General features: G+C 35.2%; 22 protein-coding genes. 15 read left to right on the top strand and 7 right to left on the bottom strand.

Going from position 1 to position 25,392, the window contains the following annotated elements; translation table 11 throughout:
* Positions 1-28: 28 nt before the first annotated feature.
* Together LX80_RS01420 and LX80_RS01415 are read left to right on the top strand one after the other, a co-directional pair.
* Complete coding sequence (locus LX80_RS01420; RefSeq protein WP_111293247.1) at positions 29-1,066, top strand: N(4)-(beta-N-acetylglucosaminyl)-L-asparaginase; 1,038 nt, start codon at positions 29-31, stop codon at positions 1,064-1,066.
* A complete protein-coding gene (locus LX80_RS01415; RefSeq protein WP_111293246.1) occupies positions 1,063-1,785 on the top strand; it encodes a copper homeostasis protein CutC in 723 nt (240 codons plus the stop codon). Before LX80_RS01420 ends, LX80_RS01415 begins: the two co-directional genes overlap by 4 nt.
* Before the next feature lie 4 nt (positions 1,786-1,789).
* On the opposite strand, the gene LX80_RS01410 is transcribed toward LX80_RS01415, so the two are convergent.
* Positions 1,790-2,971 carry a carboxypeptidase-like regulatory domain-containing protein gene (locus LX80_RS01410; protein WP_111293245.1) on the bottom strand — a complete coding sequence of 394 codons (1,182 nt, stop codon included), beginning with the start codon at positions 2,969-2,971 and terminating at the stop codon, positions 1,790-1,792.
* A 77-nt stretch (positions 2,972-3,048) separates the two neighbouring features.
* Complete coding sequence (serA, locus tag LX80_RS01405; RefSeq protein WP_111293244.1) at positions 3,049-4,293, bottom strand: phosphoglycerate dehydrogenase; 1,245 nt, start codon at positions 4,291-4,293, stop codon at positions 3,049-3,051.
* A 120-nt stretch (positions 4,294-4,413) separates the two neighbouring features.
* Here serA and LX80_RS01400 point away from each other — a divergent pair, with 120 nt between their 5' ends.
* Both LX80_RS01400 and LX80_RS01395 read left to right on the top strand, forming a co-directional pair.
* Positions 4,414-5,637 carry a serine hydrolase domain-containing protein gene (locus LX80_RS01400; protein ID WP_111293243.1) on the top strand — a complete coding sequence of 408 codons (1,224 nt, stop codon included), beginning with the start codon at positions 4,414-4,416 and terminating at the stop codon, positions 5,635-5,637.
* 89 nt (positions 5,638-5,726) lie between these two features.
* Positions 5,727-6,749, top strand: coding sequence for a PorP/SprF family type IX secretion system membrane protein (locus tag LX80_RS01395; protein WP_111293242.1), 1,023 nt, complete (start codon positions 5,727-5,729; stop codon positions 6,747-6,749).
* A gap of 4 nt (positions 6,750-6,753) precedes the next feature.
* Here the strand turns inward: LX80_RS01395 and LX80_RS01390 are convergent, their stop codons facing one another.
* From LX80_RS01390 to LX80_RS01375, 4 genes are all read right to left on the bottom strand, one after another.
* Positions 6,754-8,364, bottom strand: coding sequence for a M56 family metallopeptidase (locus tag LX80_RS01390; protein WP_111293241.1), 1,611 nt, complete (start codon positions 8,362-8,364; stop codon positions 6,754-6,756).
* Positions 8,354-8,731 (bottom strand): BlaI/MecI/CopY family transcriptional regulator, encoded by a 378-nt coding sequence (locus LX80_RS01385; RefSeq protein WP_111293240.1) that lies wholly within the window; start codon positions 8,729-8,731, stop codon positions 8,354-8,356. The genes LX80_RS01390 and LX80_RS01385 overlap by 11 nt, the downstream gene beginning before the upstream one ends.
* Before the next feature lie 128 nt (positions 8,732-8,859).
* Entirely contained in the window at positions 8,860-9,750 is an 891-nt protein-coding gene (locus LX80_RS01380; protein WP_111293535.1) for a sterol desaturase family protein, read from the bottom strand.
* Between the two features lie 172 nt (positions 9,751-9,922).
* Positions 9,923-12,301 (bottom strand): sodium-translocating pyrophosphatase, encoded by a 2,379-nt coding sequence (locus LX80_RS01375; protein WP_111293239.1) that lies wholly within the window; start codon positions 12,299-12,301, stop codon positions 9,923-9,925.
* A gap of 229 nt (positions 12,302-12,530) precedes the next feature.
* On the opposite strand from LX80_RS01375, the gene LX80_RS01370 reads away from it, so the two are divergent.
* The 7 genes from LX80_RS01370 to smpB all read left to right on the top strand — a co-directional run bounded on the left by LX80_RS01370 (position 12,531) and on the right by smpB (position 19,795).
* Positions 12,531-13,892 carry a pyridoxal-phosphate dependent enzyme gene (locus LX80_RS01370; RefSeq protein ID WP_245897913.1) on the top strand — a complete coding sequence of 454 codons (1,362 nt, stop codon included), beginning with the start codon at positions 12,531-12,533 and terminating at the stop codon, positions 13,890-13,892.
* A gap of 18 nt (positions 13,893-13,910) precedes the next feature.
* Complete coding sequence (locus tag LX80_RS01365) at positions 13,911-14,807, top strand: LysR substrate-binding domain-containing protein (protein ID WP_111293237.1); 897 nt, start codon at positions 13,911-13,913, stop codon at positions 14,805-14,807.
* A 62-nt stretch (positions 14,808-14,869) separates the two neighbouring features.
* The gene (locus LX80_RS01360; protein WP_111293236.1) at positions 14,870-16,033 is read left to right on the top strand and encodes a threonine synthase; all 1,164 of its coding nucleotides are present in this window, start codon (positions 14,870-14,872) and stop codon (positions 16,031-16,033) included.
* 65 nt (positions 16,034-16,098) lie between these two features.
* Positions 16,099-16,920 (top strand): ABC transporter substrate-binding protein, encoded by an 822-nt coding sequence (locus LX80_RS01355; RefSeq protein ID WP_111293235.1) that lies wholly within the window; start codon positions 16,099-16,101, stop codon positions 16,918-16,920.
* Between the two features lie 120 nt (positions 16,921-17,040).
* On the top strand, positions 17,041-18,108 hold the full coding sequence (gene fbaA, locus LX80_RS01350) for a class II fructose-bisphosphate aldolase (RefSeq protein ID WP_111293234.1): 1,068 nt from the start codon (positions 17,041-17,043) through the stop codon (positions 18,106-18,108).
* Positions 18,109-18,351: 243 nt separating this feature from the next.
* Entirely contained in the window at positions 18,352-19,278 is a 927-nt protein-coding gene (gene accD / locus LX80_RS01345) for an acetyl-CoA carboxylase, carboxyltransferase subunit beta (protein ID WP_111293534.1), read from the top strand.
* 73 nt (positions 19,279-19,351) lie between these two features.
* A complete protein-coding gene (gene smpB / locus LX80_RS01340) occupies positions 19,352-19,795 on the top strand; it encodes an SsrA-binding protein SmpB (protein ID WP_111293233.1) in 444 nt (147 codons plus the stop codon).
* A 13-nt stretch (positions 19,796-19,808) separates the two neighbouring features.
* Here the strand turns inward: smpB and LX80_RS01335 are convergent, their stop codons facing one another.
* Positions 19,809-20,240 (bottom strand): DUF3592 domain-containing protein, encoded by a 432-nt coding sequence (locus LX80_RS01335; protein WP_146250351.1) that lies wholly within the window; start codon positions 20,238-20,240, stop codon positions 19,809-19,811.
* A 318-nt stretch (positions 20,241-20,558) separates the two neighbouring features.
* Here LX80_RS01335 and LX80_RS01330 point away from each other — a divergent pair, with 318 nt between their 5' ends.
* From LX80_RS01330 to priA, 4 genes are all read left to right on the top strand, one after another.
* A complete protein-coding gene (locus LX80_RS01330; protein ID WP_111293231.1) occupies positions 20,559-21,152 on the top strand; it encodes a bifunctional nuclease family protein in 594 nt (197 codons plus the stop codon).
* A gap of 36 nt (positions 21,153-21,188) precedes the next feature.
* Positions 21,189-22,007: a 4-(cytidine 5'-diphospho)-2-C-methyl-D-erythritol kinase gene (gene ispE / locus LX80_RS01325; RefSeq protein WP_111293230.1), complete on the top strand. Its 819-nt coding sequence runs from the start codon at positions 21,189-21,191 to the stop codon at positions 22,005-22,007.
* Positions 22,008-22,057: 50 nt separating this feature from the next.
* The gene (locus LX80_RS01320) at positions 22,058-22,798 is read left to right on the top strand and encodes a lysophospholipid acyltransferase family protein (protein ID WP_245897911.1); all 741 of its coding nucleotides are present in this window, start codon (positions 22,058-22,060) and stop codon (positions 22,796-22,798) included.
* Positions 22,799-22,891: 93 nt separating this feature from the next.
* Positions 22,892-25,384: a replication restart helicase PriA gene (priA, locus tag LX80_RS01315; RefSeq protein ID WP_111293229.1), complete on the top strand. Its 2,493-nt coding sequence runs from the start codon at positions 22,892-22,894 to the stop codon at positions 25,382-25,384.
* Positions 25,385-25,392: the final 8 nt, after the last annotated feature.

Below are 25,392 nucleotides of genomic sequence, written 5' to 3'. Positions count from 1 at the left end.
ATTTATGTAATAACAAAAACACTATACCGTGCAAAGAAGAAATTTTTTATCGCTCAGTACCTTAGGATTAACTGCATTTACTTTACCAAAACTCAACTTCCCACTACTAAAGGGGCCGGTAAAAAAGCCCATTGTTATTGCAACTTGGGATGCCGGTATTGCTGCCAATAAAGCGGCCTGGCTTATATTAAAAAACAATGGGCGTGCATTAGATGCAGTTGAAAAAGGGGTAATGGTTACAGAATCATCTATCAACTGCTGTGTGGGGTTAGGTGCCAATCCCGACCGTGATGGCTATGTTACATTAGATGCTTCCATCATGGATGAAAATTATAATTGCGGAGCAGTTGCGTGTTTACAAAGAATAAAACACCCTATTGCTGTTGCCCGCCGTGTAATGGAAAAAACTCCACATGTGTTATTGGTTGGTGAAGGTGCCCAACAGTTTGCCATTGCCGAAGGATTTACATTAGAACCCGAGAAGTTGAGTCCTGAAGCAAAAAAGGCTTACGAAAACTGGCTTAAAAAAAGTGAGTATAAACCCATTATTAATATTGAACGAACAGAAGGCGGGAATGCATACACCCCAACTCCTGTACCTTCAAAATTAGCTAACGGAGAATGGAATCATGATACTATTGCTATGCTGGCGTTAGACAGTGCAGGCAATTTAAGCGGCAGCTGTACAACCAGTGGTCAGGCATTTAAATTGCATGGTCGTGTTGGCGATTCACCTTTAATTGGTGCAGGGTTGTATGTTGATAATGCGGTGGGTGCTGCAGCAGCCACCGGCCAGGGTGAAGATATTATACGCATTAGTGGATCTCATACCGTTGTTGAATTAATGCGGCAAGGTTGGTCGCCTGAACAAGCTTGCAAAATGGCTGTTGAACGGATTGCAAAAATTAAAGGTGCGAAAGCAAAAGATATACAAGTAGGCTTTATTGCTTTGAACAAACAAGGAGTTTATGGCGCATACGGATTGCAAAAAGGTTTTAATTATGCAGTTTGTTATGCCGACGATAAAAATATTTTAGAAGATGCTAAATATATACTGCCCGCATGAAAATATTAGAAATTGCTGTATTCTCTATTGAATCTGCTTTCATTGCAGCAAAAGCCGGTGCCGATAGGCTTGAGCTTTGTGAAAATTATGACAATGGCGGTACAACGCCATCATACGGATATTTAAAAACTGTACGCAACCAATTGTCATTACCCATGTTTGTAATGATTTGTCCACGTGCAGGCGATTTTGTTTATAACGAAGAAGAATTTGCTGCCATGAAAGCAGATATACTTTTGTGCAAGCAAATGGGCTTTGATGGTATAGTAGCCGGAGTTTTAAAAGCGGATGGCAGTATTGATACAGAAAGATTGCAACAAATTGTAGAATGGGCTTACCCGATGGATGTTACCTTTCATCGTGCTTTTGACCGTTGCAATAATCCAATGATGGCTTTGCAACAAATTGTTGCATGCGGTTGCCAACGCATTTTAACCAGTGGACAACAACCTTCGGCTTTTGAAGGGAAAGACTTAATACAGCAATTGATAGAGGCGGCCAATGATGATATTATCATTCTGCCCGGTGGCGGCATTCGAAGTAATAATTTAAATGCATTAATGCAATCCATTCAATCAAATGAATGGCATAGCAGTGCAAAAAAATGGGTTCCTGCAAATAGTGAATATTGGGTTGAAAGCATGCACGATGCAAAAGAAAAAATTATTGCAGATGCCAATGAAATAGCTGCTTTGCAAACAATACTAAACGCTTCTTGAAGTTTTATAACGCAGCATCATAAGGCATGGCGGTTGATAAACCCATCCAATTCCAATCGCCGGTAACCCAAAAATCATTACCGGGGTAGGCATATCCATTTTTTGTAATATAAATTGGATTGTTTGAAAAGATAATGTATGAATAACTTTCTGCCTGATTTCCCAAAAATGGATTGAATCCATTGGTTTGTTCATTAAGTCCCCAGGCATCTACCCTTCTGTATTTCACTTGTAAAATAACTTGTGGTGCGGTGAGGGATGTGGTAAAATCATTCACTTTTTTAAGATAAGTAGTTAAATTGTTTTCCTTACCGGAAAGCAATAAATCAACAAACTTTTTCTTTACTATTGCATTACCTGCTTTAACCGACTGAATGCCTGTTGTATTTTTTTTATTGGCAATGGCATTAACGTAACCCGGTTCACCTTCAAATATTCTTTGAATAAATTGAACAGTAAATCCATTTTGTTTTAAACTATCGGCATATAAACTATACCAAAACGAAACCTGGCTTGTGGCAAAATTTTGAATGCGATTATTTTTCCATTTATACAAAATAGATGGATTGCTTGAATGTAGCGGTTTGAAACCCATTGACACATCATATAGCAAATCGCCGTTCTTATTCATTTTAAAACTTTCAAAATTCATAATGAGCAAATACCCTAAAGCCTCATTGCTAACCAATAATGGCCCATCGGTGGCAACATTCAGAATTTGTGTTGAATCATCCCAATTAAAATGTAAAACATTTGCATTCAACATTTCACATTGCGCGGCATTGACAGAATGACCCATATAAAAGTTTTGAAATAGCTGAAACCATTCTTTTCCCTTTTCTGTATTATTTCCTACCCAATTTAACCAACGTTTATTTTCAATGGGCTGCATTTCAAATTTCAGCAGCGAAGGATTTTTTTGATACTGTACATGATATTGTAAAGTTTCAAAACCTTTTTGTGTGGCAATAATATCGGCTTCAGGTGCAGTTACATTTTGTAATTCAAAAGTTCCATCAGCTTGAGTAATTGCTAACTTTTCCGATTGATTTATATAAATATAAACTCCACTTAATGGTTTATTGGTTGCAGCGTTCACCACTATTCCTTTCAGGTTATAGGCATTCGCATTTGCAAAAAAAGTACAAACGAGTATGCCAAGGCTTATCGCTTTTTTAATTTTCATGCAATACAATTCTATTATATGGTTTACTGTATCAAAATTGAACAAAAACCAAATTATATTTTTTGTTGGCCACGCAACTAGTATAACATGCGCACTTTAATCGTTTCTTTTACTCCCTTTAATAATTCGGCAGCTTGTTTCGATAATTTTTTATCTACATCTAAAACAACATAACCAATTGTATCATTGGTTTTTAAATATTGACCAACAATGTTAATATGGTGTTCAGACAAGGCCGTATTAATGGCACTTAATACCCCCGGCTTATTGTAGTGAATATGCAAAATTCTATGCGCACCCTCTACTGCCGGCAAACTAATGGCAGGCACGGTATGTGAGCCATTGGTAATACCACGTTCTAAATAATTAAACAACTTGGCACTTACATCTTCGCCAATATTTTCCTGAGCTTCCTCTGTTGAACCACCAATGTGTGGAGTTAAAATTACATTAGGTAAACCCTGCAAGGGTGTTTCAAAATGATCACCGTTTTTTTCAGGTTCCCAGGGGAATACATCAATGGCAGCACCACCCACTAATCCGGCCTGTATGGCTTCTGCCAAGGCTTTCAAATCAACCACTTCACCACGAGCATAATTCAATAAAATTGCTCCCGGTTTAAAATTTTTAATTACTGATCTTGAAATTAAATTCTTGGTTTGTGCCGTTTCAGGAACGTGCAAGGTAATAACATCAGCAGTACTTACTAATTCCTTCAACGATTTACAAGCTGTGGCATTTCCTAATGGTAATTTATTTTCAATATCGTAAAAACGTACTTTCATTCCCATTGCTTCGGCCAATACACTTACTTGCGAACCTATGTTGCCATAACCAATAATACCCAAGGTTTTACCACGCAATTCAAAACTGCCTTTGGCTTCTTTTAACCAAATACCTTCATGTGCGGCTTTATTTTTATCGGGTATTCTGCGGATAAGCATAATGGCCAATGCAATCACCAATTCGGCTACACTTCGGGTATTGCTGTAAGGTGCATTAAATACCACAACTCCATTTTCGGTAGCAGCTTTTAAATTAACCTGATTTACGCCAATACAGAAGCAGCCGATTGCCTGCAATTTAGTGGCCGCTTTTAAAACATTCTCAGTAATTTGGGTTTTGGAACGAATGCCTAATAAATGTACATTTTTTACGGCATCAATTAGTTGGGCTTCACTTAAAGCTCCATTTAATTTTTTTACATTAGTGTATCCATTTTGTTTAAAAAATTGTACTGCTTTGTCGCTTATATTTTCTAACAGCAGTATATTAATTTTTTCTTTGGGATAACTTGTCGGGTTGGTTGGTTGCTTGCTCATGCGTGCTAAATTAAATCATATTTAGCAAATGTTCATTTGCCATAAAAATTACTTTTGTTTTTGATTAACGTCAATACCGTATTTTATACTTTATATTTGCGCCTTTTGAAACTTTACCGCATGCGAAAACTATTGTTATTATCATCTATATTTTCTTGTTTTATTTCATCATGTCAATCACAACAGGAAACTAAAAATCAGCCTGTTACCATTCAGGCGGAGACCTTTCATTTTAATCCGTTAACACCTGAACAAAAAAAGGCTTATGCTGATGCTATTGCGCCTTTATATAAAAAAGATTTGTTAGACAAAGGTTTCAATGGTGCCATTTTAATGGCCAAAAACGGTGAAGTAGTGTTTGAAGATTACCATGGCTATTACAATTTTAAAAACAATGAAAAATTAACACCGGATGATCCATTTCACCTGGCTTCCATTTCAAAAACTTTTACTGCAATGACATTACTGCGTTTATGGGAGCAAGGAAGAATAAATTTGAATGACACATTACAAAAATTTTTTCCGCAATTTCCTTACCAAAACATAACCATTACCGAGTTATTATCACATAGAAGTGGTTTACCCAACTATGTTTATTTTATGGATGAAAAGAAGGCCGTTGTTACTTATACAAGAAACAAACGCGGAAGACGTGTTAAAGTAGTACATTTTGTAGCATCGGGGAATGAAGTTAAAGGCTTTCAAACCAATGAAGATGTGTTGAACTACATGATAAAATACAAACCGGCAATTTTAGCTTTACCCAACAAAACATTTCATTATTGTAATACCAACTATGCCTTATTGGCACTTATCATAGAACGTGTAACGCACATTCCATTTCCACAATACATGAAAGATAGCGTATTTAATGTGTTGGGCATGAAACACACATTTGTATTTAACATTGCCGATACTGCTAATTATGTTCCCTCATACCAAGCCAACAAAGCACCATTTAAATTAGAAAAACTAGATTGTATATACGGCGATAAGAATGTATATAGCACAGTTAGAGATATGTTGCTATGGGATAGAGCATTGTATGAAGGAACATTTGTACGCCCCCAAACTTTAAGTATGGCCTTTGAACCGCAAAGCCATGAAACCAGATCGAACCACAACTATGGATTAGGCTGGAGAATGCTGCTGGATGGCACCAATGGACCTATTATTTATCATAATGGTTGGTGGCATGGCAACAATACAGTTTTTACAAGATTAATTAATGATACTGCGACCCTAATTATATTAGGCAATAAATACAACAGAAATATTTACAGTGCCAGAAAATTAACTTCAGTATTCTCAGGAACCTCTGATACTTCAAGAGTAGAAGAATAATTGAAGGTTTTTGCAATTGACAGATATCAGAAAATATGTTACCTGCAATTAATTATGGGTAAAATACAATATTTTCGATACTGATTAAAATGAAACTGCGCTGCCTTTTTTTGCTATTAATTATTTTAAACATTGTTTCTGCATTTGCACAACAACGACCTTACTATACACAATACATTTTAAATAATTTTATTATCAATCCGGCTGTTGCAGGTATTGAAAATTACACAGATGTAAAATTGAGTGAACGTGTTCAATGGGCCGGCTTAACGGATGCACCTGTTACCACTTACTTTACCATACAGGGTCCATTACATAAACAAAACTATCCACAAACTACTGTAACCGGTTTTAGTACCCCGGGAGAAAATCCCTTAGGACAAGCTTATTGGCGAAATTATACCAGTGCACCGGCACATGCAGGGGTTGGTTTAACCATATTGAACGACAGAGCCGGTTCATTAAATAGATTTTCGGCAGCCGCCACCTATGCATACCACGTAGGTTTAAATGCTACTACGAATTTATCTGCAGGTGTTTCAGTTGGTGTTTCCCAACTTAGTTTAAACGCAGGCAATTTAAATTTTGCCGTTCCGGTAGATCCGGCAGTTGCAAATGCCAATACCATTAATCGCCTTAAACCTGACTTAAGTGCCGGCTTATGGTTATATAGTGCACATTATTTTCTGGGATTATCTGTGCAACAATTGCTGCCTGATGCTATTTATTTTTCAACACAACCCATAGGTGTAGTACCAGGCAAATTAGTACCTCATTTATTTTTTACAGGCGGTTACCAATTTCCGCTGTCGGATGATGTTTCTGCTCTTCCCTCCTTTCAGCTAAGATACATACAACCCTTACCGATTGGTATTGATATGAATGTGAAGGTGCAATATCGTGACCTATTATGGACTGGTTTTTCAATTAGATATAAAAATGGTTTTACCGGTATGCTTGGAGTTAATATAAACAGTTTGGTAAACGTTGGATATGCATATGATTACAGCACATCAATATTGGGTACCGTTAGTAGTGGTACACACGAAATACTAATTGGATTATTGCTCAATAATCGTTATGCAAGCCGATGCCCGCAACGTTTATGGTAAGGAATTAATTAAACAAATTATTCAAAAGAGTAGAATCATTCATTACTGGCGCAAAGGCATTTAATTTTGTTTCGGTATTAGGATAAAGATGCCCATAATATTCGCGAACAATATGCACTTCTCCATCTATACCCGGTATCTGTTTTTGTACTTCTAATATGTAACCATAAGGTTCAGTAGTTTGAGTTTGTTTATTTACTACTTTTTGAATAAAATACATTCGATACCCTGTTGTTGAATGATTATAATGAATAGCACTTACTTGTTTAATTTTAAACGAAGCCTGTGTTGCATCATTCTCATTAATGGCAGATGATAGCAGTTGTTTAACCGGAATGATTGAAAAGTTTTGAGAATCGTCAATGTTGTTTACTTCCTTATCATTCAATTCTATGCTTTTATCAATAATGGGATTGATGCTTTTATATTTTGACACTTTAGTTTGCTTAGTGCTAACCAATAGTTGTTTTTTTGGGGGGCGTATTCTAATTGACCTGTTTTCATTTAATTGCAATGGAATAACATCTAACTTTTTGTCAGCAGTAGCCCACGTTATATCATTCTTATTGCTGGGGTGTTGAACTGTATTTTTTTTATACCCTTCATTAAAAGGAATACAATAAATCATTGCCATTCCCAATAAAACATAAAAACCAGCCATTAAAATTTTGGTATTATGCAAAATTGAAACAGGTTTTGGCATTTTGCCAAACTGTACAATATGTTGAATTCTTAACAACAATGTTCCATTTTTTTGAATAGCAGGCATTGATAGCACAGGTGCTAATTGAGGGTTACTAAGCTTAGATAATTGCAACAATGCATCAGCATAAAACATGGGCGAATATTGCTGTTGCAAAACATATCTATCGCAAATAATTTCACGTGAAGTATTCATTTCACGCAAGAAATAATTAATGAACGGATTAAAGAACAAAATAGATTGAAGTATTCTGGCAATAAAGTTTATTAAATAATCATTACGGCGAATATGCGCCAATTCATGCACCAAAATAGCCTCAATTGCTGAAGTAGATAAATTTGTGATGCTTGCAACCGGCAACAAAATAATGGGTTTTATAAAACCAATTGTTACAGGACTTATCATTCCATCTATCAAGTAAACAATAACTTTTTTTCGAATATTTAAAATTTGTTTTTGCTTTTCAATAAAACTATGAATAGTTTCCGGCACTTGTTGATTGAAAATACTATATAGTGTTTTTTGGCGCTTTAAAACAAACGGCCATTTAATGATTTGAAGAAGAAGTCCGATAATATATATTAAACCAATTCCGTATATCAAATAGGATATAATATTTATATTGGTCCATGCAAGTTTTTGAGTAACAAAAATGTTACTCACTTCATTAAAGTAATCGATATAAAAATCATTTGTACCAAGATTGAAATAGAGAATTGCTGCAACAAAAAACAATCCGAGTAAACTTATAGCGGCAAATGAAAAGTTATAATGAAATGTATCTTTATGGGGTACCAATTGTTTAATCAGCAAAAACAAAAACCACAGAATGGCACCTATAAACAGATTCCAAATTATGGCATTGCCCAAGTGAATTAAAAATGATTGGTAGCCACTCATTTTATTCAGCATTTTTTAGTTCTCTCAATAAATGCTCAATAGCTTCAATTTCATTAGCACTAGGTTTTGTATTGCCTAAAGCCTGTATAACCAGAGCAGATGCAGAACCCTCAAACAAGCTATTAATCATTTTGCCCAGTAATTGCTGTTGGGTATTTTCTTTTGAAACATTGGCTCTATAAATGTGCGTTTTGCTTTGTTCATTTCTGCTTACCAAGCCTTTTTCATGCATAATTTGCATTAATTTCAGCGTGGTTGTGTATCCTGCATCTTTATGTAAGCATAACACTTCATGCACCTCTCTTACAGTTGCACTTCCCTTTTGCCACAACACTTGCAAAATTTCCAATTCACTTTCTGTAGGTTTTATTGATTTCATAGCATATTCATTAAAAATATGAAAATGTATTTTTTCTGTATAAACCGATCTATGACATTTTCGCCACTTGATACGATTTTATTCGTAAGCAAGTTACAATGGTTTTTGTAAATGAAATGATAAAAAGATTATTTAGTTTGCTGCTGTTGTTTCAGCTTTTCGCGTAACTGTTGTGTAGTAACACTACTGCCGTCGTGGCTCCATCCGGGTGGGCCAAACAAATAACCTAAAATATGTGCAATGCGTGGTGATTTTCGAATATCCTTAAATATTTTAATCCATTCGAAAAAGGCAACTTTAACGGGATTGTAAGTATTTACATTTTTGGTTAAACCAAAAGTGGGAGTAAAAACTTCCTCTTGAAAAGTACCAAACATTCTGTCCCAAATAATTAATGTACCGGCATGATTTTTATCTAAGTACAAAATATCACTTCCATGATGAACCCGATGGTGAGAAGGGGTATTAAAAATGTACTCAAACCAGCGGGGCATTTTTTCTAATGTTTGTGTATGTATCCAAAATTGGTAAAGTAAGCTAATGGATTGCATTAACAATATCATGGCAGGATGAAATCCTACCAACGGCATCCACGACCAAAAAATAAATGATCCGGTTAAATTCCCCGTCCATGTTTGCCTTAATGCTGCAGCTAAATTGTAATGTTCAGAAGAGTGATGCACTACATGACTTGCCCAAAACCAACGAATGGTATGCGAAAATCGGTGAAACCAATAATAACTGAAATCATCTGCAAAAAACAATAATACCCATGCCCACCAAGCAGTATAAGGAATTGTGAAAAAGCGATAAGTGTATAACCAAGAGAAGAATAATAAAATCATTCCTTTGGTAAAAATACCTGTTATTAAATTTCCCAAGCCCAATGCAATACTGGTAGCTGTATCTTTTACATTATATAAATCTTTTTGTATATGATAAGCATAAACAACCTCAATGATAATTAGTAAAATAAAGGCGGGTACAGCATGTAATAAAATATTGGGAAATTGCGGCATGACAATCAAAATATTATAACCCGAATTTACAAATTTTAAGGCAAAAGTGAAGCCGGCAAAATGTAAAATAACAGGCCATTCCATCAAAAATATGAATCTTCCATATTTTTTACCAATAAAAAAGGCTACCTCATTATTTAGTGAGATAGCCTTTGCTTTTAGTAAAGAAAGCTTATTTTAAGTAAACCTTATATTTTTCCTGTAAATCTTCAGAAAGTTCTTTTCCGTTTACAAAAATTTTACTATCCCGAATTTCAACTTTAGCATTATTATTCTCAATAATGCCATCCTTAAGCAAATCTTGTAAAAATTGATTGGTTGCCGGATCACCAATTGAAAAAGTACCATGCCCATTTAATTTTTGTGTAGAATCGCTTACAGAAATTTCAATGGTTTGGGCTTTCACAACACCCTCATCAGATTTGTGTATATGGGCTAAGGTTGGAGCAATAACCAATGAAACTATTGACATTAACTTAATTAAGATATTCATTGAAGGCCCGGATGTATCTTTAAATGGATCACCTACGGTATCACCTGTTACTGAAGCCTTATGTGGATCTGACTTTTTATAAAAGGTTTCTCCATTAATTTCAACTCCTTTTTCAAAAGATTTTTTGGCATTATCCCAAGCACCGCCGGCATTGTTTTGAAACATACCCATTAAAACGCCGCTAACTGTGGCTCCTGCTAAAAATCCGCCTAATGCTTCAGGACCTAAAATAAAGCCAATGAATAAAGGTGCAAGAATAGTAATAGCACCGGGTAACATCATTTTTTTAATAGAGGCAGTAGTTGAAATAGCTACACATTTATCATACTCGGGTTTTCCGGTGCCCTCCATAATACCTGGAATATGTTTAAATTGACGACGCACCTCTTCTACCATTGACATAGCAGCCTGCCCAACTGCACGAATAGCCAACGATGAGAATATGAATGGAATCATGCCTCCAACAAATAAGCTGGCCAACACTTTAGCTTTATATATATCAATACCACGCATAGCGTAACCATTATTATTGATTACACCTACATAAGCTGCAAACAACGCAAGGGCTGTTAGTGCAGCCGAAGCAATGGCAAATCCTTTACCGGTAGCTGCAGTGGTATTACCCACAGCATCCAGCACATCTGTTTTTTCACGAACATCGCCGGGTAATTCACTCATTTCGGCTATACCACCGGCATTATCAGCAATAGGGCCAAAAGCATCAATAGCTAATTGCATGGCTGTTGTAGCCATCATACCTGCCGCAGCAATGGCAACACCATATAAACCGGCGCAAGCGTAAGCACCCCAAATACCGCCTGCTAAAACCAATATGGGCAAAAATGTACTTTCCATACCAACTGCCAAACCACCAATAACATTGGTAGCATGGCCGGTTGAAGATTGCTTAATAATGCTCAATACAGGTTTTTTTCCCATTGCTGTATAATATTCAGTAATTATACTCATTAGTGTACCTACCAATAAGCCCACACCAATTGCGCCTAAAACACCCCAACGTGAAAATTCATGTCCTCTTAAAACCATGTTTTCAGGCAAAATATAAGCAACCAATGCAATACAAGCCAACGCAGTTAAAACGATACTTCCCCAGTTTCCAAGGTTTAAGGCTTTTTGAACGTTAGAAGTATTAATACCGGCATTTTCACTGATTCTTACAAAGAAAGTTCCGATAATGGAAAATAAAATACCAATGCCGGCAATCATCATAGGTAATAAAATAGGGCCGTATCCCCCAAAATTATCGTTTGAAATTGTTTCCTGACCCAATACCATAGTCGCCAATACCGTAGCTACATAAGAACCAAATAAATCTGCACCCATACCGGCCACATCGCCTACATTATCCCCTACGTTATCAGCAATAGTAGCTGGATTACGTGGGTCATCCTCCGGAATACCGGCTTCTACTTTACCAACTAAATCTGCTCCAACATCAGCTGCTTTAGTATAAATACCGCCACCCACTCTTGCAAACAAAGCAATGCTTTCAGCACCTAAAGAAAAACCTGTTAATACCTCAATTGTTTTAATCATTTCCTCGCTTGTAGAAGCAGTAGCTGGGGCAAATATTTGTTTTAAAATAATAAATAAAGCACCTAAACCCAGTACAGCCAATCCCGCAACCCCTAAGCCCATTACCGAACCACCGGTAAATGAAACTTTTAAAGCCTTGGCTAAACTACTGCGAGCTGCTTGAGCCGTACGCACATTGGCTTTAGTAGCAACACGCATACCAATAAAACCGGCTATGGCACTGCAAACAGCACCAATAATAAAAGCTATGGCAATACTCCAATGGCTATTGGCATTACTTTGTGCCATAAAAGCCAATAAAATAGCCACTAAAACAACAAAATAACCCAATACTTTCCACTCAGCTTTTAAAAAGGCCATGGCCCCTTCAGCAATATAGGTACTAATATCTTTCATTTTGCTGCTGCCGGCATCTTGCCTGGCTACCCATTTAAATTGTATCAGTGTATACAATAAACCAATAATACCCATGATAGGTACAGCGTAAAACAAATTGTTCATCATTAGTTTTGGTTCTAAGTTTTAAAAAAAATTAAAATGAAGTAAACAAAAATAGGGGGAAAAACAATAAAATATCTACAAACAAGTAACATTCATTTTTTAGTTTGGCATGAATTGCTTAAAAAATCTCCTCATTTCACTTTAACAGTAGTTATTTGCATAAAAGAATATGCTTATTCCTTAAAACTGAAAATGCCGAAAAACCTACATTTGCAACATAACAAATGCCATGATGAAAATAAAAAACAACATTTTAGAAACCATAGGAAACACCCCTATGATACGCCTTAACCGCGTTGCAAAAGATTTTCCTTGTACTGTTGTAGCTAAAGTAGATTACTTTAATCCGGGCAACTCTATTAAAGACCGCATGGCTTTAAAAATGGTGGAGGTTGCTGAACAAGAAGGGCGCTTAAAACCCGGTGGAACTATTATTGAAGGAACAAGTGGAAACACTGGAATGGGGCTTGCATTAGCTGCTTGCATAAAAGGCTATAAATGCATATTTGTAACTACCGATAAACAAAGTAAAGAAAAGGCTGATATTTTAAAAGCAGTTGGTGCCGAAGTTATTGTTTGCCCAACCAATGTAATGCCCGATGACCCCCGCAGTTACTATAGCGTTGCTAAACGTTTAAGCCAGGAAATACCCAACTCCTGTTACATGAATCAATATGATAATTTAGCCAATCGTCAGGCACATTATGAAAGTACCGGACCCGAAATTTGGGAACAAACAGATGGAAAAATTACGCATTTAGTATGTACTGCCGGCACAGGGGGCACTATTACCGGAACAGCTATGTTTTTAAAGGAAAAAAATCCGAACATACAAGTTTGGGCAATAGATGTTTATGGTTCATTGCTTACACATTATTATCAAACCGGTGAGGTTGATATGTCATATGTTCACCCTTATATCAGTGAAGGTTTTGGGGAAGATTTTGTTCCCAAAAATTATGATATGCGCTTTATTGATCACTTTGAACAAGTTACCGATAAAGACGGCGCAATTATGGCCAGGCGTTTAGCTAAAGAAGAAGGCCTATTTTGCGGGTATAGTGCGGGAAGTTGCTTTCAGGGTTTAATGCAATTAAAGCATAAATTAAAAAAAGACGATTTAGTGGTTTGCATTTTTCACGATCATGGCAGTCGTTATGTTGGAAAAATTTATAACGATCAATGGATGATGGAACGAGGATTTTTAGAAGTGAAAACCTGCAAAGACATTATTAATGCACGTGCACATAAAAAATTGATTAGCGTTACGCCAAACCAAACAGTTGCTGAAGCTGTAGCCTTAATGGAAAAGTACGATATTGAACATATTCCTGTAATGGAAAATAATAAAATTGTAGGTGCCATTAGTGAAGGCGGACTATTTATTAAAATGTTTTCAAACCCAGAAATTAAAACACAAGCTATTAGCCATGTTTTAGAGCCGGCCTTCCCTATTGTTGATATGGCTACACCGGTTGAAAAATTAGGTTCACTAATTAATAAAACCAACGGTGCCGTATTGGCGTGCGATGAAAAAGGCGATTACCACATTATTACAAAGTATGATGTACTACAAAGCCTGGGCCGTTAATCAAATAAATTGCTGTTTATGCTTTCGCCGCAACACGAAGTATTTTTGGAAGTAGCCAAACAAAAAAGTTTTTCAAAGGCTGCTGAACAAATGTTTATGTCGCAACCGGCTATCAGCAAAAACATTAAGCAACTTGAATTCCTTTATAAAACTAAATTATTTGACCGGCGGGGAATGTATATTGAACTTACCCCCGCCGGTAATTTATTGTATGAAAGATTAACCGAAGTAAAACGCATACAAGAACAAACTTTGTTTGATATAACGGCCTTATCAAATGCCATAGAAGCAGAAGGTAATTTAAAACTTGGGGCAAGTACAACCGTAGCTTTGTACATTCTACCCAAAGTTTTATCGGTATTTCATGAACAATATCCAAATATCAATATCAGTTTACTAAACCGAAATACAGAAATTGTTTTAGACGCACTGCTAAATAAAGAAATTAATTTAGGCATTATTGAAGAAAAAGGCCAATTGACCAATGTAAGCTATTTGCCTTTTATTAGCGATGAAGTAATTGCGGTATGCAGCAGCCAAAGCAAATGGGCAAAAAAGAAAATTTACCAAGTACAAGACTTATATCAAATACCATTAGCCATTCGTGAACGTGGCAGTGGTACATTAGCTGTACTTAAAAAGCAACTGGAAAAACATAAAATTCTATTCAATAATTTAAACATCAAAGTTCGATTAGGCGGCACGGAAGCACTTAAAAATTTTATTATTGCTTCGGATTGTTTAGGATTTTTACCTCGTCGTTCTGTTATTAAAGAGTTAAAATATGGTGAACTAAAACAAGTAAGTTTTGAAGGATTAAATATTGTTCGCAACTTCTATTTCATTCAACGAAAGGGCGAAATCAGTAATTTGAATAAACACTTCATAAAAACTGCACAAAGTGTTTATCACTAAAAGTTATAGTTTATAACAACTTTATACACAAATTAGTTATAATGCCTACTTAGTTTTACAGTGTGAAAACACTTAGTAAAACCATATCAGCAGCAGCACACCTAACCTGCCCAAACTGTGGCAAGCAATACAATATTCACACTATACAAACTTTTGCTACTTGCTGCAATGAGCCATTATTTACCGTTTACAATAGCAATGCATTACCTGCAATAAAAATTCATTCAAAAACACAAAGCCTTTGGCGTTATGCCAACATGTTACCGGTTTTTGATGAACAAAATATTGTAAGCTTAAATGAAGGATTTACCCCTATACATACCCTTAACAAAATAAGTAACCGTTATAAGGTTAATACAGTTTATTTAAAAGATGAAGGGGTAAATCCTACCGGCTCATTTAAAGCCAGAGGTTTAAGTGTTGCCATTTCAAAAGCAAAAGAACTGGGTATTGAGCAGTGTGTTATACCAACAGCAGGTAACGCAGGCGGTGCCTTAAGTGCATATTGTGCAAAAGCTAAGATAAAAGCTACCATAGTTATGCCGGAAAATAGTGCTTCTGTAATTAAAGAGGAAGTGCAACTTTATGGCGCAAAACTTCTTCAAATTCCCGGCTTTATTCAACAATGCGGTAAGCTTGCCGAAGAAATTGCACAAAAAACCGGCGCCTTCAATTTAAGTACCATGAAAGAACCTTATAGATTGGAAGGCAAAAAAACACTAGGCTACGAAATTGCGGAACAACTTAACTGGCAGTTACCCGATGTTATTATTTTTCCAACAGGCGGTGGAACCGGCTTAATTGGAATATGGAAAGCATTTCATGAATTAGAACAATTAAACTGGATAACATTCAATAAAAAACCAAGAATGGTAATTGTACAAACAAAAAATTGTAATCCCATGATACAGATTATTAAAAACGGACAAAAGCAAAACAATTTTCAGCCCCAACATTCAATAGCAAATGGATTAGTGGTACCCACACCATTTGCAGAAAAAAGTATGTTGCGAGTAATTATTGAAAGTAACGGTACTGGCATTGATGTTAATGAAGAAGAAATACAAAAAAGTATGCAAGAAATTGCAAAAACAGAAGGGCTTTTACTTTCGCCTGAAGGCGCTGCCGCTTTTGCAGGATTTAAAAAATTAACCGAAAAAAACTGGATTGAAGCACACGAAAATGTTTGTATTGTGAATACCGGCAGTTGGTATAAGTACCATTAATGAGTTAATGTCATTATTGCTTGCAGAAATTATGCTCACATAAGCAAATAATGTACATTTGAAATATGCACTTTTTTATTAACCATTCCAATCTACCATTACCAAATAAAAATTCACCTAAGAGAATTATTTCATTAGTACCCTCTCAAACAGAATTGCTATACACGTTGGGAATGGAAGACTATGTAGTTGGTATAACTAAATTTTGTGTTCACCCACCCGAATGGAAACATAGTAAAACTATTGTTGGCGGAACCAAACAACTACATATTGAAAAAATTAAAGCATTAAGCCCAGATCTTATTATTGCCAACAAAGAGGAAAACATACGTGAACAAATAGAAACCATTAGCCACATTGCACCGGTTTGGGTAACTGATGTTAATAATTTAAATGATGCTTTAAGCATGATTCACCAAATGGGTGAAATATGCTATAAAAATGAATTGGCGAATGAATTAGCAAAAAATATTCAAAACAATTTTTCATCATTAAAACCTTTACAAACACACAAAAAAGTAGCTTACATAATTTGGAAGCAGCCTTTAATGGTAGCCGCTTCCCAAACATTTATTCATGAAATGCTGTTGCTTTGTGGTTTTGTAAATGCTTTTCAAAACAAGCTACGTTATCCGGCCATAACCGAACAAGAATTAATAGCTTCAGCACCAGAATTCATTTTACTATCATCAGAACCCTACCCTTTTCAAGAAAAACACATGCACTATTTTCAACAATTGCTTCCCCATTCAACCATTATTTTAGTTGATGGGGAAATGTTTAGTTGGTATGGCAGCAGATTATTGCACAGTGTTGCATACTTCAAAACACTAATTGAAAATATTCAAAAAAACAGTCAATTAACGTTTAATAAAAACAAATACTAACGAATGTTTTTATGAACTATCAGTATCTTTGCAACCGAAATTGAAATTGCTGTTAAAAACAATAGCAATAAAATTATTCACCACAATAATTTACCATTTAACCACAACAAAAAATTCATCATGAAAAAGTATCAACCCGGAGTATTATTTGGCGAAGAACTAGCTGCATTGTATAAAGATGCAAAAGACAACAAATTTGCATTACCCGCTGTAAATTGCATTGGTACTAATTCAATAAATGCCGTTTTAGAAACTGCAGCCAAAGTTAATTCACCCGTTATCATACAATTTTCTAATAGTGGCGCTCAATTTATTGCAGGAAAAGGCATGCCGAATGACAATTATCAAGCCAATATTTCCGGTGCTATTTCCGGAGCATTACACATTCATAATGTGGCAAAATATTATGGGGTTCCCGTTGTACTACATACTGACCATGCAGCCAAAAAATGGTTACCTTGGGTAAGTGGGTTAATTGATGCAGGTGAACAATTCTACAAAGAAAAAAAACAACCGCTATTTAGTTCACATATGCTCGACCTTTCCGAAGAAGCATTAGATTATAATATTTCTACTTCAGTTGAATACTTAAAAAGAATTAAACCCTTGGGAATGAGCTTGGAAATTGAACTGGGAGTTACTGGCGGCGAAGAAGATGGCGTTGATAATTCGGATGTTGAAAACCATAAATTATATACACAACCCGAAGAAGTACAACAAGCATATGTTGCTTTAAGCAAAGTAAGTAACCTTTTTACGATAGCTGCTGCATTTGGCAATGTACATGGTGTATATAGCCCGGGTAATGTACATTTACGTCCTGAAATTTTACACAATAGCCAGATTTATATACAACAACATTTAAATACCGAGGAAAAGCCGGTAAACTTTGTATTCCATGGTGGAAGTGGTTCTCCCAAAGCACAAATTCATGAAGCCATTAGCTATGGGGTTATCAAAATGAATATTGATACTGATATGCAATGGGCTTTTTGGGAAGGTGTATTGAATAATTACAAAAAAAATGAAGGCTATTTGCAAAGCCAATTAGGCAACCCGGAAGGTCCTGAAATGCCCAACAAAAAACATTATGACCCCCGTGTTTGGTTAAGAAAAGGGGAAGAAAATTTCATTTTGCGTTTAACAGAAGCCTTCGAAGATTTAAATTGCATTAATAGGAACGCATAATTTTTATATATTTAACATTTAGCCACTCAAAATAATGAGTGGCTATTGTTTTTTGGAGTATTATCTGTTTATTTTGCAGTAGGTTAGGCAGTAAATAGGTGCTGTTTCGGTAAACAACCTTATTTTTGCTACCTTCAATAAACTGTTTATAGTATACTATACCCCTTGTTCTGCTTATTCAAATGGAATATGTATGTTTCATGGGTTAGTTACATTTTAACAAGTTGAAAAATGATGATAACCATGAAAAAAGAATTAGAAGAAAATATAGAACACAATTTAACCGGCGACGAGGAAACCCAAAAGGAAGAGGAAAGCCAGAAAAGAAGTTGGTTTAAGCGTGGAAAAAAAGGAATATTAACCTCCACAGCCGACAAAAAAGAAACCCCGGAAGGACTTTGGAGTAAATGCCCTAATTGTAATTATATATCAACTACTAAAGACTTAGAAGAAGAATTATTTGTTTGCCCAAAATGTAACTATCATCACCGCATAGGAAGTCAGGAATATTTTGATATTTTATTCGATAATAAAGAATATGAAACCCTGTTTGATGAAATTATCAGTAAAGATTTTTTACACTTTACCGATTTAAAAAATTATCAGCAACGATTAGACGAAATTCGTTCCAAAACCAATCTGAAAGACTCAATGCGCGTAGCCGTAGGCAATGTCAATGGAAAAAAAATAGTAATTGCCTGCATGGACTTTGAGTTTATTGGTGGCTCATTAGGCAGCGTTATGGGCGAAAAATTCAGCAGAGCCGTTGATTATTGCATCAAACATCGTTTACCCTACATGGTAATTTCAAAAAGTGGCGGCGCCCGAATGATGGAGAGTGCTTTTAGCCTTATGCAATTAGCCAAAACCAGTGGTAAACTGTCACAATTAAGTAATGCCAAACTTCCCTACATTTCCTTGCTCACCGATCCTACTTTTGGGGGTATTTCTGCCAGCTTTGGTATGTTAGGCGATTTAAATATTGCTGAACCCGGTGCATTAATTGGCTTTGCCGGACCCAGAGTAATTAAAGAAACCATTAAAAAAGATTTACCCGAAGGATTTCAAAAAAGCGAATTTTTGCTTGAGCATGGCTTCTTAGATTTTATTATTGACCGAAAAAAATTAAAAAACAAAATTTCTGATCTAATTACATTATTCAGTAATTAAATTAAACTTTTGGCTGGTTGTATTATTTCAAATAAAGCCAATGGTCAGGTAAAGTTTCACCCTTTGTGTTTGTATGGCTAAAGAAATGAACAACAGACAGGCTTATTTTAACTATGCTATTGAAGATAAATTAATAGCCGGCATTGTATTATTGGGTACGGAAGTAAAAAGCATTAGAGAAGGTAAAGTAAGTTTTAATGATGCCTTCTGTTTATTTGAAAAAGGTGAATTGTGGTTAAGGGGGTTGTACATTGCAGAATATAAATTAGGTACACACAATAATCACATTGCCGTACAAGACAGAAAACTACTTTTAAAAAAAAGGGAACTAAAAAAGTGGGAACAAAAACTGAAAGACAAAGGATATACTATAGTACCCTTACGTATTTTCTTTAATGAAAACAATTTAGTAAAAGTTGAAATTGGACTTGCTCGCGGTAAAAAACTTTACGACAAAAGAGAATCTATTAAACAAAAAGATGCCGAACGCGACATGAAACGGTATCTTAAACGATAACTTATTTCAACCATCAATCATATTTTCTCTTTGAAGTTGTTTCATGCCTATCCATTTGCTCTTTTAAACTTTCTTCAGCAGGGTTTTTATTCAATATAACAGCTATACCCCAAAAAACAAGTGCAATTAAAATAGAACCTAGTATTTCGTCCCATTTAAACCAATAGCCCCACACTGAATAAATTGAAGCATTAGAGGGCTTGGCAGTATTATAAATAATCTTTACCCTTTCCCCATTTTCCAACTTTAAAAGCGGATATGAAGCCTTTACGGAAAAACTATCCGAAGCAACATGAAAAGTTGCAAAAGGAATGAACCGATGAGCTGTATCTTTCAGTTGAATAGTACCATAAGTAATATCACTATCAAAATAATCAGGCTGCCGCGTAAACACTACGTAAAAAAAGGTTACGAATATATATAAAGTTATTACTATCTTATACAATTAAATATGGTTTTAAAGTGATAATGTGGCAATTTGAATGAATAACCAAAGAAACAGATTAATTACAACATTTTGATGAGTTTCATTCTTTTCAGAAAATTATTTCGTTGTTTATGATTAAAAGGTTTATTTTTTAAGAAAAGCGATAAACATTGCAACATTTTTCATTGATTCTTTCTAAACTGTATTTTAAAGCTTTTTTAAAATGGATTAAAAAATGGAATTCTCAAAAAATAGAAATTACAACGCATTTAAAAAAGGAAGTTTTATTTTTATGCTCGTAATAAATTTTGAAAATTATATTATTTTCGTGGGAATATGAAAAAAATTGAGTTAGAAATTGTCGCCCTTTCACATAGTATTACACAAACACACTCTTATGCAGTTGTATTAGGTGAAGTGAATGGTTTACGTAGATTACCTATTGTAATTGGAGGTTTTGAAGCTCAGGCCATAGCAGTTGCATTGGAACACATGAAGCCAAGCCGCCCATTAACCCACGATTTAATGAAAAACTTCATGAACGCCTTTAACATTGAATTACAAGAAGTAATTATTAACGATTTGCAAGAAGGCATTTTTTACTCAAATTTGGTGTGTTATTCCGAACATGATACTGTAGAAATTGACAGCAGAACCAGCGATGCATTAGCCTTAGCTGTTCGTTTTGGATGCCCCATTTACACTTATGAACATATTTTACAAAATGCCGGTATATTAATGGATGATAAACATTCCGGCGAATCCCAAAAAATGGAGGCTGTTGGTATGGAAGAACACCAAAAAGAAGGTGAGCTTGATTTGGCCAGCATGAGTTTAGAAGAATTGCAACGATTGTTACATGAAGTATTAGAACATGAAGATTATATAAAAGCAATTGCCATACGCGACGAAATTAACAGACGAAAATAATTTTCTACAATCATCAATATTCCTCATTTCAATTCAATGGTAGTTTTTCCCAATTGCAAAATTAATTTAGGCTTACATGTTACTAAAAAAAGGGAAGATGGATACCATGAAATTGCTTCAATCTTCTACCCCATTGCATGGCATGATGCTTTGGAAATAATACCCACAAAAAAAGAAAGCAGTAATATTCAATTTACTACCACCGGACTAACAATACCCGGTAATTTGAATGCCAACCTATGTGTAAAAGCATATGAATTGTTGAAAAAAGATTTTCCGCAAATACCTTCCATAAAAATGCATTTACACAAAGCCATTCCTATGGGGGCAGGTTTGGGTGGCGGCAGTTCAGATGCTGCAGCTGTATTACAGCTAATGAATAAATACTTTCAATTAAATATAACAAACCAACAACTACAAAAATATGCATTGATGCTGGGTAGTGATTGCCCTTTCTTTTTGCTGAACAAACCTGCATTGGCAACAGGTCGTGGCGAAATATTGCAACCCATAAAATTGTCATTGCAGCAGTATCAATTCGTTCTTCTTTTTCCTTCCATCCATATTAGCACTGCATGGGCATTTCAACAAATTACACCAACAATGCCAGAGGTGAATTTATTGGATATTGTTGAACAAGATATTTCGAAATGGAAAAATACCCTGGTAAACGACTTTGAAATTCCTGTATTCAAACAACATCCGGATTTAGCCCTTTTAAAAAATCAACTTTATGCCAATGGTGCTTTGTATGCAGCTATGAGCGGCAGCGGTAGTACATTATTTGGCATATTTGAAAAAGGGCAAGTTGCCAATGTTGAATTTCCGAAACATGTAACTGTAAAAATAATTTAGTCTAACAGGAAAATTTTATATTCAATTAAACCTGACTCGGAAAAATTAAAATGAAAAAAATATTAAGAACCATATATTCAATTTATGCACTAATCATTTTTATCATATTAATGCTAATTGCATTTCCATTTATTGCGTTTGTTGCACTATTTGGAATAAAAGGGGGCAATGCAGTATATGCCATTGCAAGAATATGGGGTAAAATTTGGTATAGCTTAATTGGCATAAAACACAAAATAATTTACGAATCAATTCCAAATAAAAAACAACAATACATTTTTGTTGCTAATCATACCTCATATTTAGATATTCCAACCATTATCCATTCCTTGCATCAACCATACAGAGTATTGGGAAAATATGAAATGGTAAAAATTCCGGTATTTGGTTACATTTACAAATGTGCAGTTATTTTGGTAAAAAGAAGTAGTGCAGAAGAAAGAGCAAAAAGTTATCAGGCTTTAAAAAAAACCATTGCAAACGGATTGTCAATTTTCATTTTTCCGGAAGGAACTTTTAACGAAACAGGGCAACCTTTAAAAGATTTTTATGATGGGGCCTTTAGAATTGCTATTGAAACCAACACTCCTATACAACCCATCATATTTTTGAAAACCGCACAACGAATGCCACCCGAGTATTTGTTGCAGCTAAGCCCCGGAACCACAGAAGCTGTTTTTTTAACACCTGTTATGGTTGATGCAAATGATAAAAGCCTAAGTGCTTCAACATTAAAACAACTGGTTTATCAAAAAATGGAAACTGCAATTCTTCAATACAACCAAAAATAGTATTTCAAATTACTAACTCAAGTAAATAATGTAACTTTAAAGTTTAGAATGGTTATTCCCATTTTGAATGGATTATTGCCTGTATAATGATTTATGAATTTAGTAGCATCCACATCGTACCCCACAATTACCTCTTCTACCAACCCGGTTTATTGCGATGTAATTATACCCATTCTATTACCGAATACTTACACATGGGAAGTACCACCGGCATTTCAGGCAGCTGTACAAAAAGGCATTCGGGTTGAAGTGGCATTACGCAATAAAAAATATGCAGGAATTGTAAAAAAAGTACATCAACAAAAACCTGAACTTTTCCAACCCAAACCCATACTTAGTGTTTTAGATGAATTACCCGTAATATATGAAACACAACTACAATTTTGGGAATGGTTATCGCAATATTATTTATGCAGTGAAGGCGAAGTAATGCAAGCTGCCCTGCCTGCACATTTAAAATTAAGCGGCGAAAGTATTCTTATTTGGAATGAAGGATTCATTGTAGATAGTGTACAATTATCGGATGATGAATTTTTATTGGCCGAAGCATTAGAAATAAGAAAAGAACTTCGTTTAACGGAAGTTCAACAAGTTTTATCTTCCAACCATATATATCCTGTTATCAAAAAATTAATTGATAAAAAAGCCTGTTTTATTTGGGAAAGCTTGCAGGATAAATATAAACCCAAAACAGAAACATTCATACAGTTACAAACGCCATATACCAACGAAAGTGAATTAGAAAAATTGTTAAACCAATGGAGTAAAGCACCCAAACAATTAGAATTACTTTTGGCCTATTTACATTTTGCAAAAACAAATGGCGAAGTAATACAAAGCGAATTACTAAAAAAATCCGGTGCCAGTGCAGCACAACTAAAAGCATTAATTGATAAAGGAGTGCTTGTGGCTAAAAAGAAAATAGTTAACAGAATAAAAGAACTACCCAAAAATATTCAAATCAACTTTAAACTATCCGACGCACAAAATGCAGCCTTGCATCAAATAAAAACAATATGGCAACAAAAGCAGGTTTGTTTATTACACGGTGTAACAGCCAGTGGTAAAACACAACTATATATTCAGTTAATAAAAGAAGCCATTGAAACAGGCAAACAGGTATTATACCTGCTACCCGAAATTGCTTTAACTGCACAAATTATACGAAGATTACAAGATTCCTTAGGTGGCTATGTTGCAGTGTACCACTCCAAATTTAATGCTAATGAGCGGGTTGAAATTTGGAATAAAGTGAAAGATGGCGAATCGGCAGTTATTATAGGCGCTCGTTCCTCAGTTTTATTACCATTTAAAAATTTAGGGTTAATAATAGTTGATGAGGAACAAGATAGTAGTTTTAAACAACAAGATCCTGCACCCCGCTACCATGCCAGAGACGCAGCTATTTATTTAGGAACATTAACAAATGCCAAAGTGTTATTAGGTAGCGCTACCCCATCGGTTGAAACCTATTATAATTGCCAAACAGAAAAATATGGCTTGGTAGAATTGTTGCAACGATTTGGTGATGCTGCCATGCCATCAATAGAAATAGTTGATATTAAAAAAAGCCCCGGTAAACAAAAAGGCAAAGTTGCAATAAGTGAAAAGTTAATGCAACAATTACAACAAACCATTCAACAAAAAAAACAAGCCATTTTATTTCAAAACAGAAGAGGATATTCACCCTACCTTATGTGCCAAACATGCGGGTGGATTCCTCAATGTAAACACTGTGCCGTTACCCTTACCTATCACAAAGCAAAAAACACATTAATTTGTCATTATTGTGGAACCTATTATCCTGTAATACAAACTTGCATGGCATGTGGCAGTCATCAATTCATTCAAAAAAATTTTGGAACGGAAAAGATTGAGGAACTGCTAATTGAAGCTTTACCCAACGCACAAATTGCCAGAATGGACTTGGATGCAGTGAGAGGAAAACATGACCACGACAAACTGATTCAACAATTTGAACAACATAAAATTGATGTGTTAGTTGGTACACAAATGGTAGTAAAAGGTTTAGATTTTGAAAATGTGCAATTAGTAGGAATTATAGATGCAGACAGTATTTTAAGCTTTACCGATTTTAGAGTAAATGAAAGAGCATTTCAATTAATGGAACAAGTTAGTGGCCGTTCTGGAAGAAAGGACGGAAAAGGCCTTGTGCTTATTCAAGTAAATAACACACAACACCCGGTACTGAATTTCATTAAAAACCATGATTTTAAAGCATTGTATGATTTTGAGTTAGAAAGCAGAAAGATTTATCATTACCCACCTTTTTCAAGACTCATTAAAATAATATTTAAACACAAAAACAGAAACATAGCCGAAGATGCTGCCATTAAATTTCAGCAACTATTATCTGCAAAATTTAAACCATACATTAACGGACCATCCATACCGGTTATTGAACGAATAAGAAACTTATATATATGGGAATTGCTGATTAAGCTGCCCAAAAACAATACTTTGGTTCAACAATGCAAACAAGCTATTATTATAAACATGAACAATTTAAAAGCACAACAACCCTTCAAAAGCATTCAAATTGTAATTGATGTGGATCCATATTAAATACAGAA

Source organism: Hydrotalea sandarakina, from assembly GCF_003254115.1.
GTDB lineage: Bacteria > Bacteroidota > Bacteroidia > Chitinophagales > Chitinophagaceae > Hydrotalea > Hydrotalea sandarakina.
The sequence above is the reverse complement of the archived record's forward strand: the minus strand, read 5'-3'. Positions and strand labels throughout refer to the sequence as shown.

Bases quoted from the DNA above. Each gene is read 5' to 3' on its own strand.
- LX80_RS01415 (WP_111293246.1), top strand. From the start codon at position 1,063: ATGAAAATATTAGAAATTGCTGTATTCTCTATTGAATCTGCTTTCATT.
- LX80_RS01410 (WP_111293245.1), bottom strand. From the start codon at position 2,971: ATGAAAATTAAAAAAGCGATAAGCCTTGGCATACTCGTTTGTACTTTT.
- serA (WP_111293244.1), bottom strand. From the start codon at position 4,293: ATGAGCAAGCAACCAACCAACCCGACAAGTTATCCCAAAGAAAAAATT.
- LX80_RS01400 (WP_111293243.1), top strand. From the start codon at position 4,414: ATGCGAAAACTATTGTTATTATCATCTATATTTTCTTGTTTTATTTCA.
- LX80_RS01395 (WP_111293242.1), top strand. From the start codon at position 5,727: ATGAAACTGCGCTGCCTTTTTTTGCTATTAATTATTTTAAACATTGTT.
- LX80_RS01390 (WP_111293241.1), bottom strand. From the start codon at position 8,364: ATGCTGAATAAAATGAGTGGCTACCAATCATTTTTAATTCACTTGGGC.
- LX80_RS01385 (WP_111293240.1), bottom strand. From the start codon at position 8,731: ATGAAATCAATAAAACCTACAGAAAGTGAATTGGAAATTTTGCAAGTG.
- LX80_RS01380 (WP_111293535.1), bottom strand. From the start codon at position 9,750: ATGCCGCAATTTCCCAATATTTTATTACATGCTGTACCCGCCTTTATT.
- LX80_RS01375 (WP_111293239.1), bottom strand. From the start codon at position 12,301: ATGAACAATTTGTTTTACGCTGTACCTATCATGGGTATTATTGGTTTA.
- LX80_RS01370 (WP_245897913.1), top strand. From the start codon at position 12,531: ATGATGAAAATAAAAAACAACATTTTAGAAACCATAGGAAACACCCCT.
- LX80_RS01365 (WP_111293237.1), top strand. From the start codon at position 13,911: ATGCTTTCGCCGCAACACGAAGTATTTTTGGAAGTAGCCAAACAAAAA.
- LX80_RS01355 (WP_111293235.1), top strand. From the start codon at position 16,099: ATGCACTTTTTTATTAACCATTCCAATCTACCATTACCAAATAAAAAT.
- fbaA (WP_111293234.1), top strand. From the start codon at position 17,041: ATGAAAAAGTATCAACCCGGAGTATTATTTGGCGAAGAACTAGCTGCA.
- accD (WP_111293534.1), top strand. From the start codon at position 18,352: ATGAAAAAAGAATTAGAAGAAAATATAGAACACAATTTAACCGGCGAC.
- smpB (WP_111293233.1), top strand. From the start codon at position 19,352: ATGGCTAAAGAAATGAACAACAGACAGGCTTATTTTAACTATGCTATT.
- LX80_RS01330 (WP_111293231.1), top strand. From the start codon at position 20,559: ATGAAAAAAATTGAGTTAGAAATTGTCGCCCTTTCACATAGTATTACA.
- ispE (WP_111293230.1), top strand. From the start codon at position 21,189: ATGGTAGTTTTTCCCAATTGCAAAATTAATTTAGGCTTACATGTTACT.
- LX80_RS01320 (WP_245897911.1), top strand. From the start codon at position 22,058: ATGAAAAAAATATTAAGAACCATATATTCAATTTATGCACTAATCATT.
- priA (WP_111293229.1), top strand. From the start codon at position 22,892: ATGAATTTAGTAGCATCCACATCGTACCCCACAATTACCTCTTCTACC.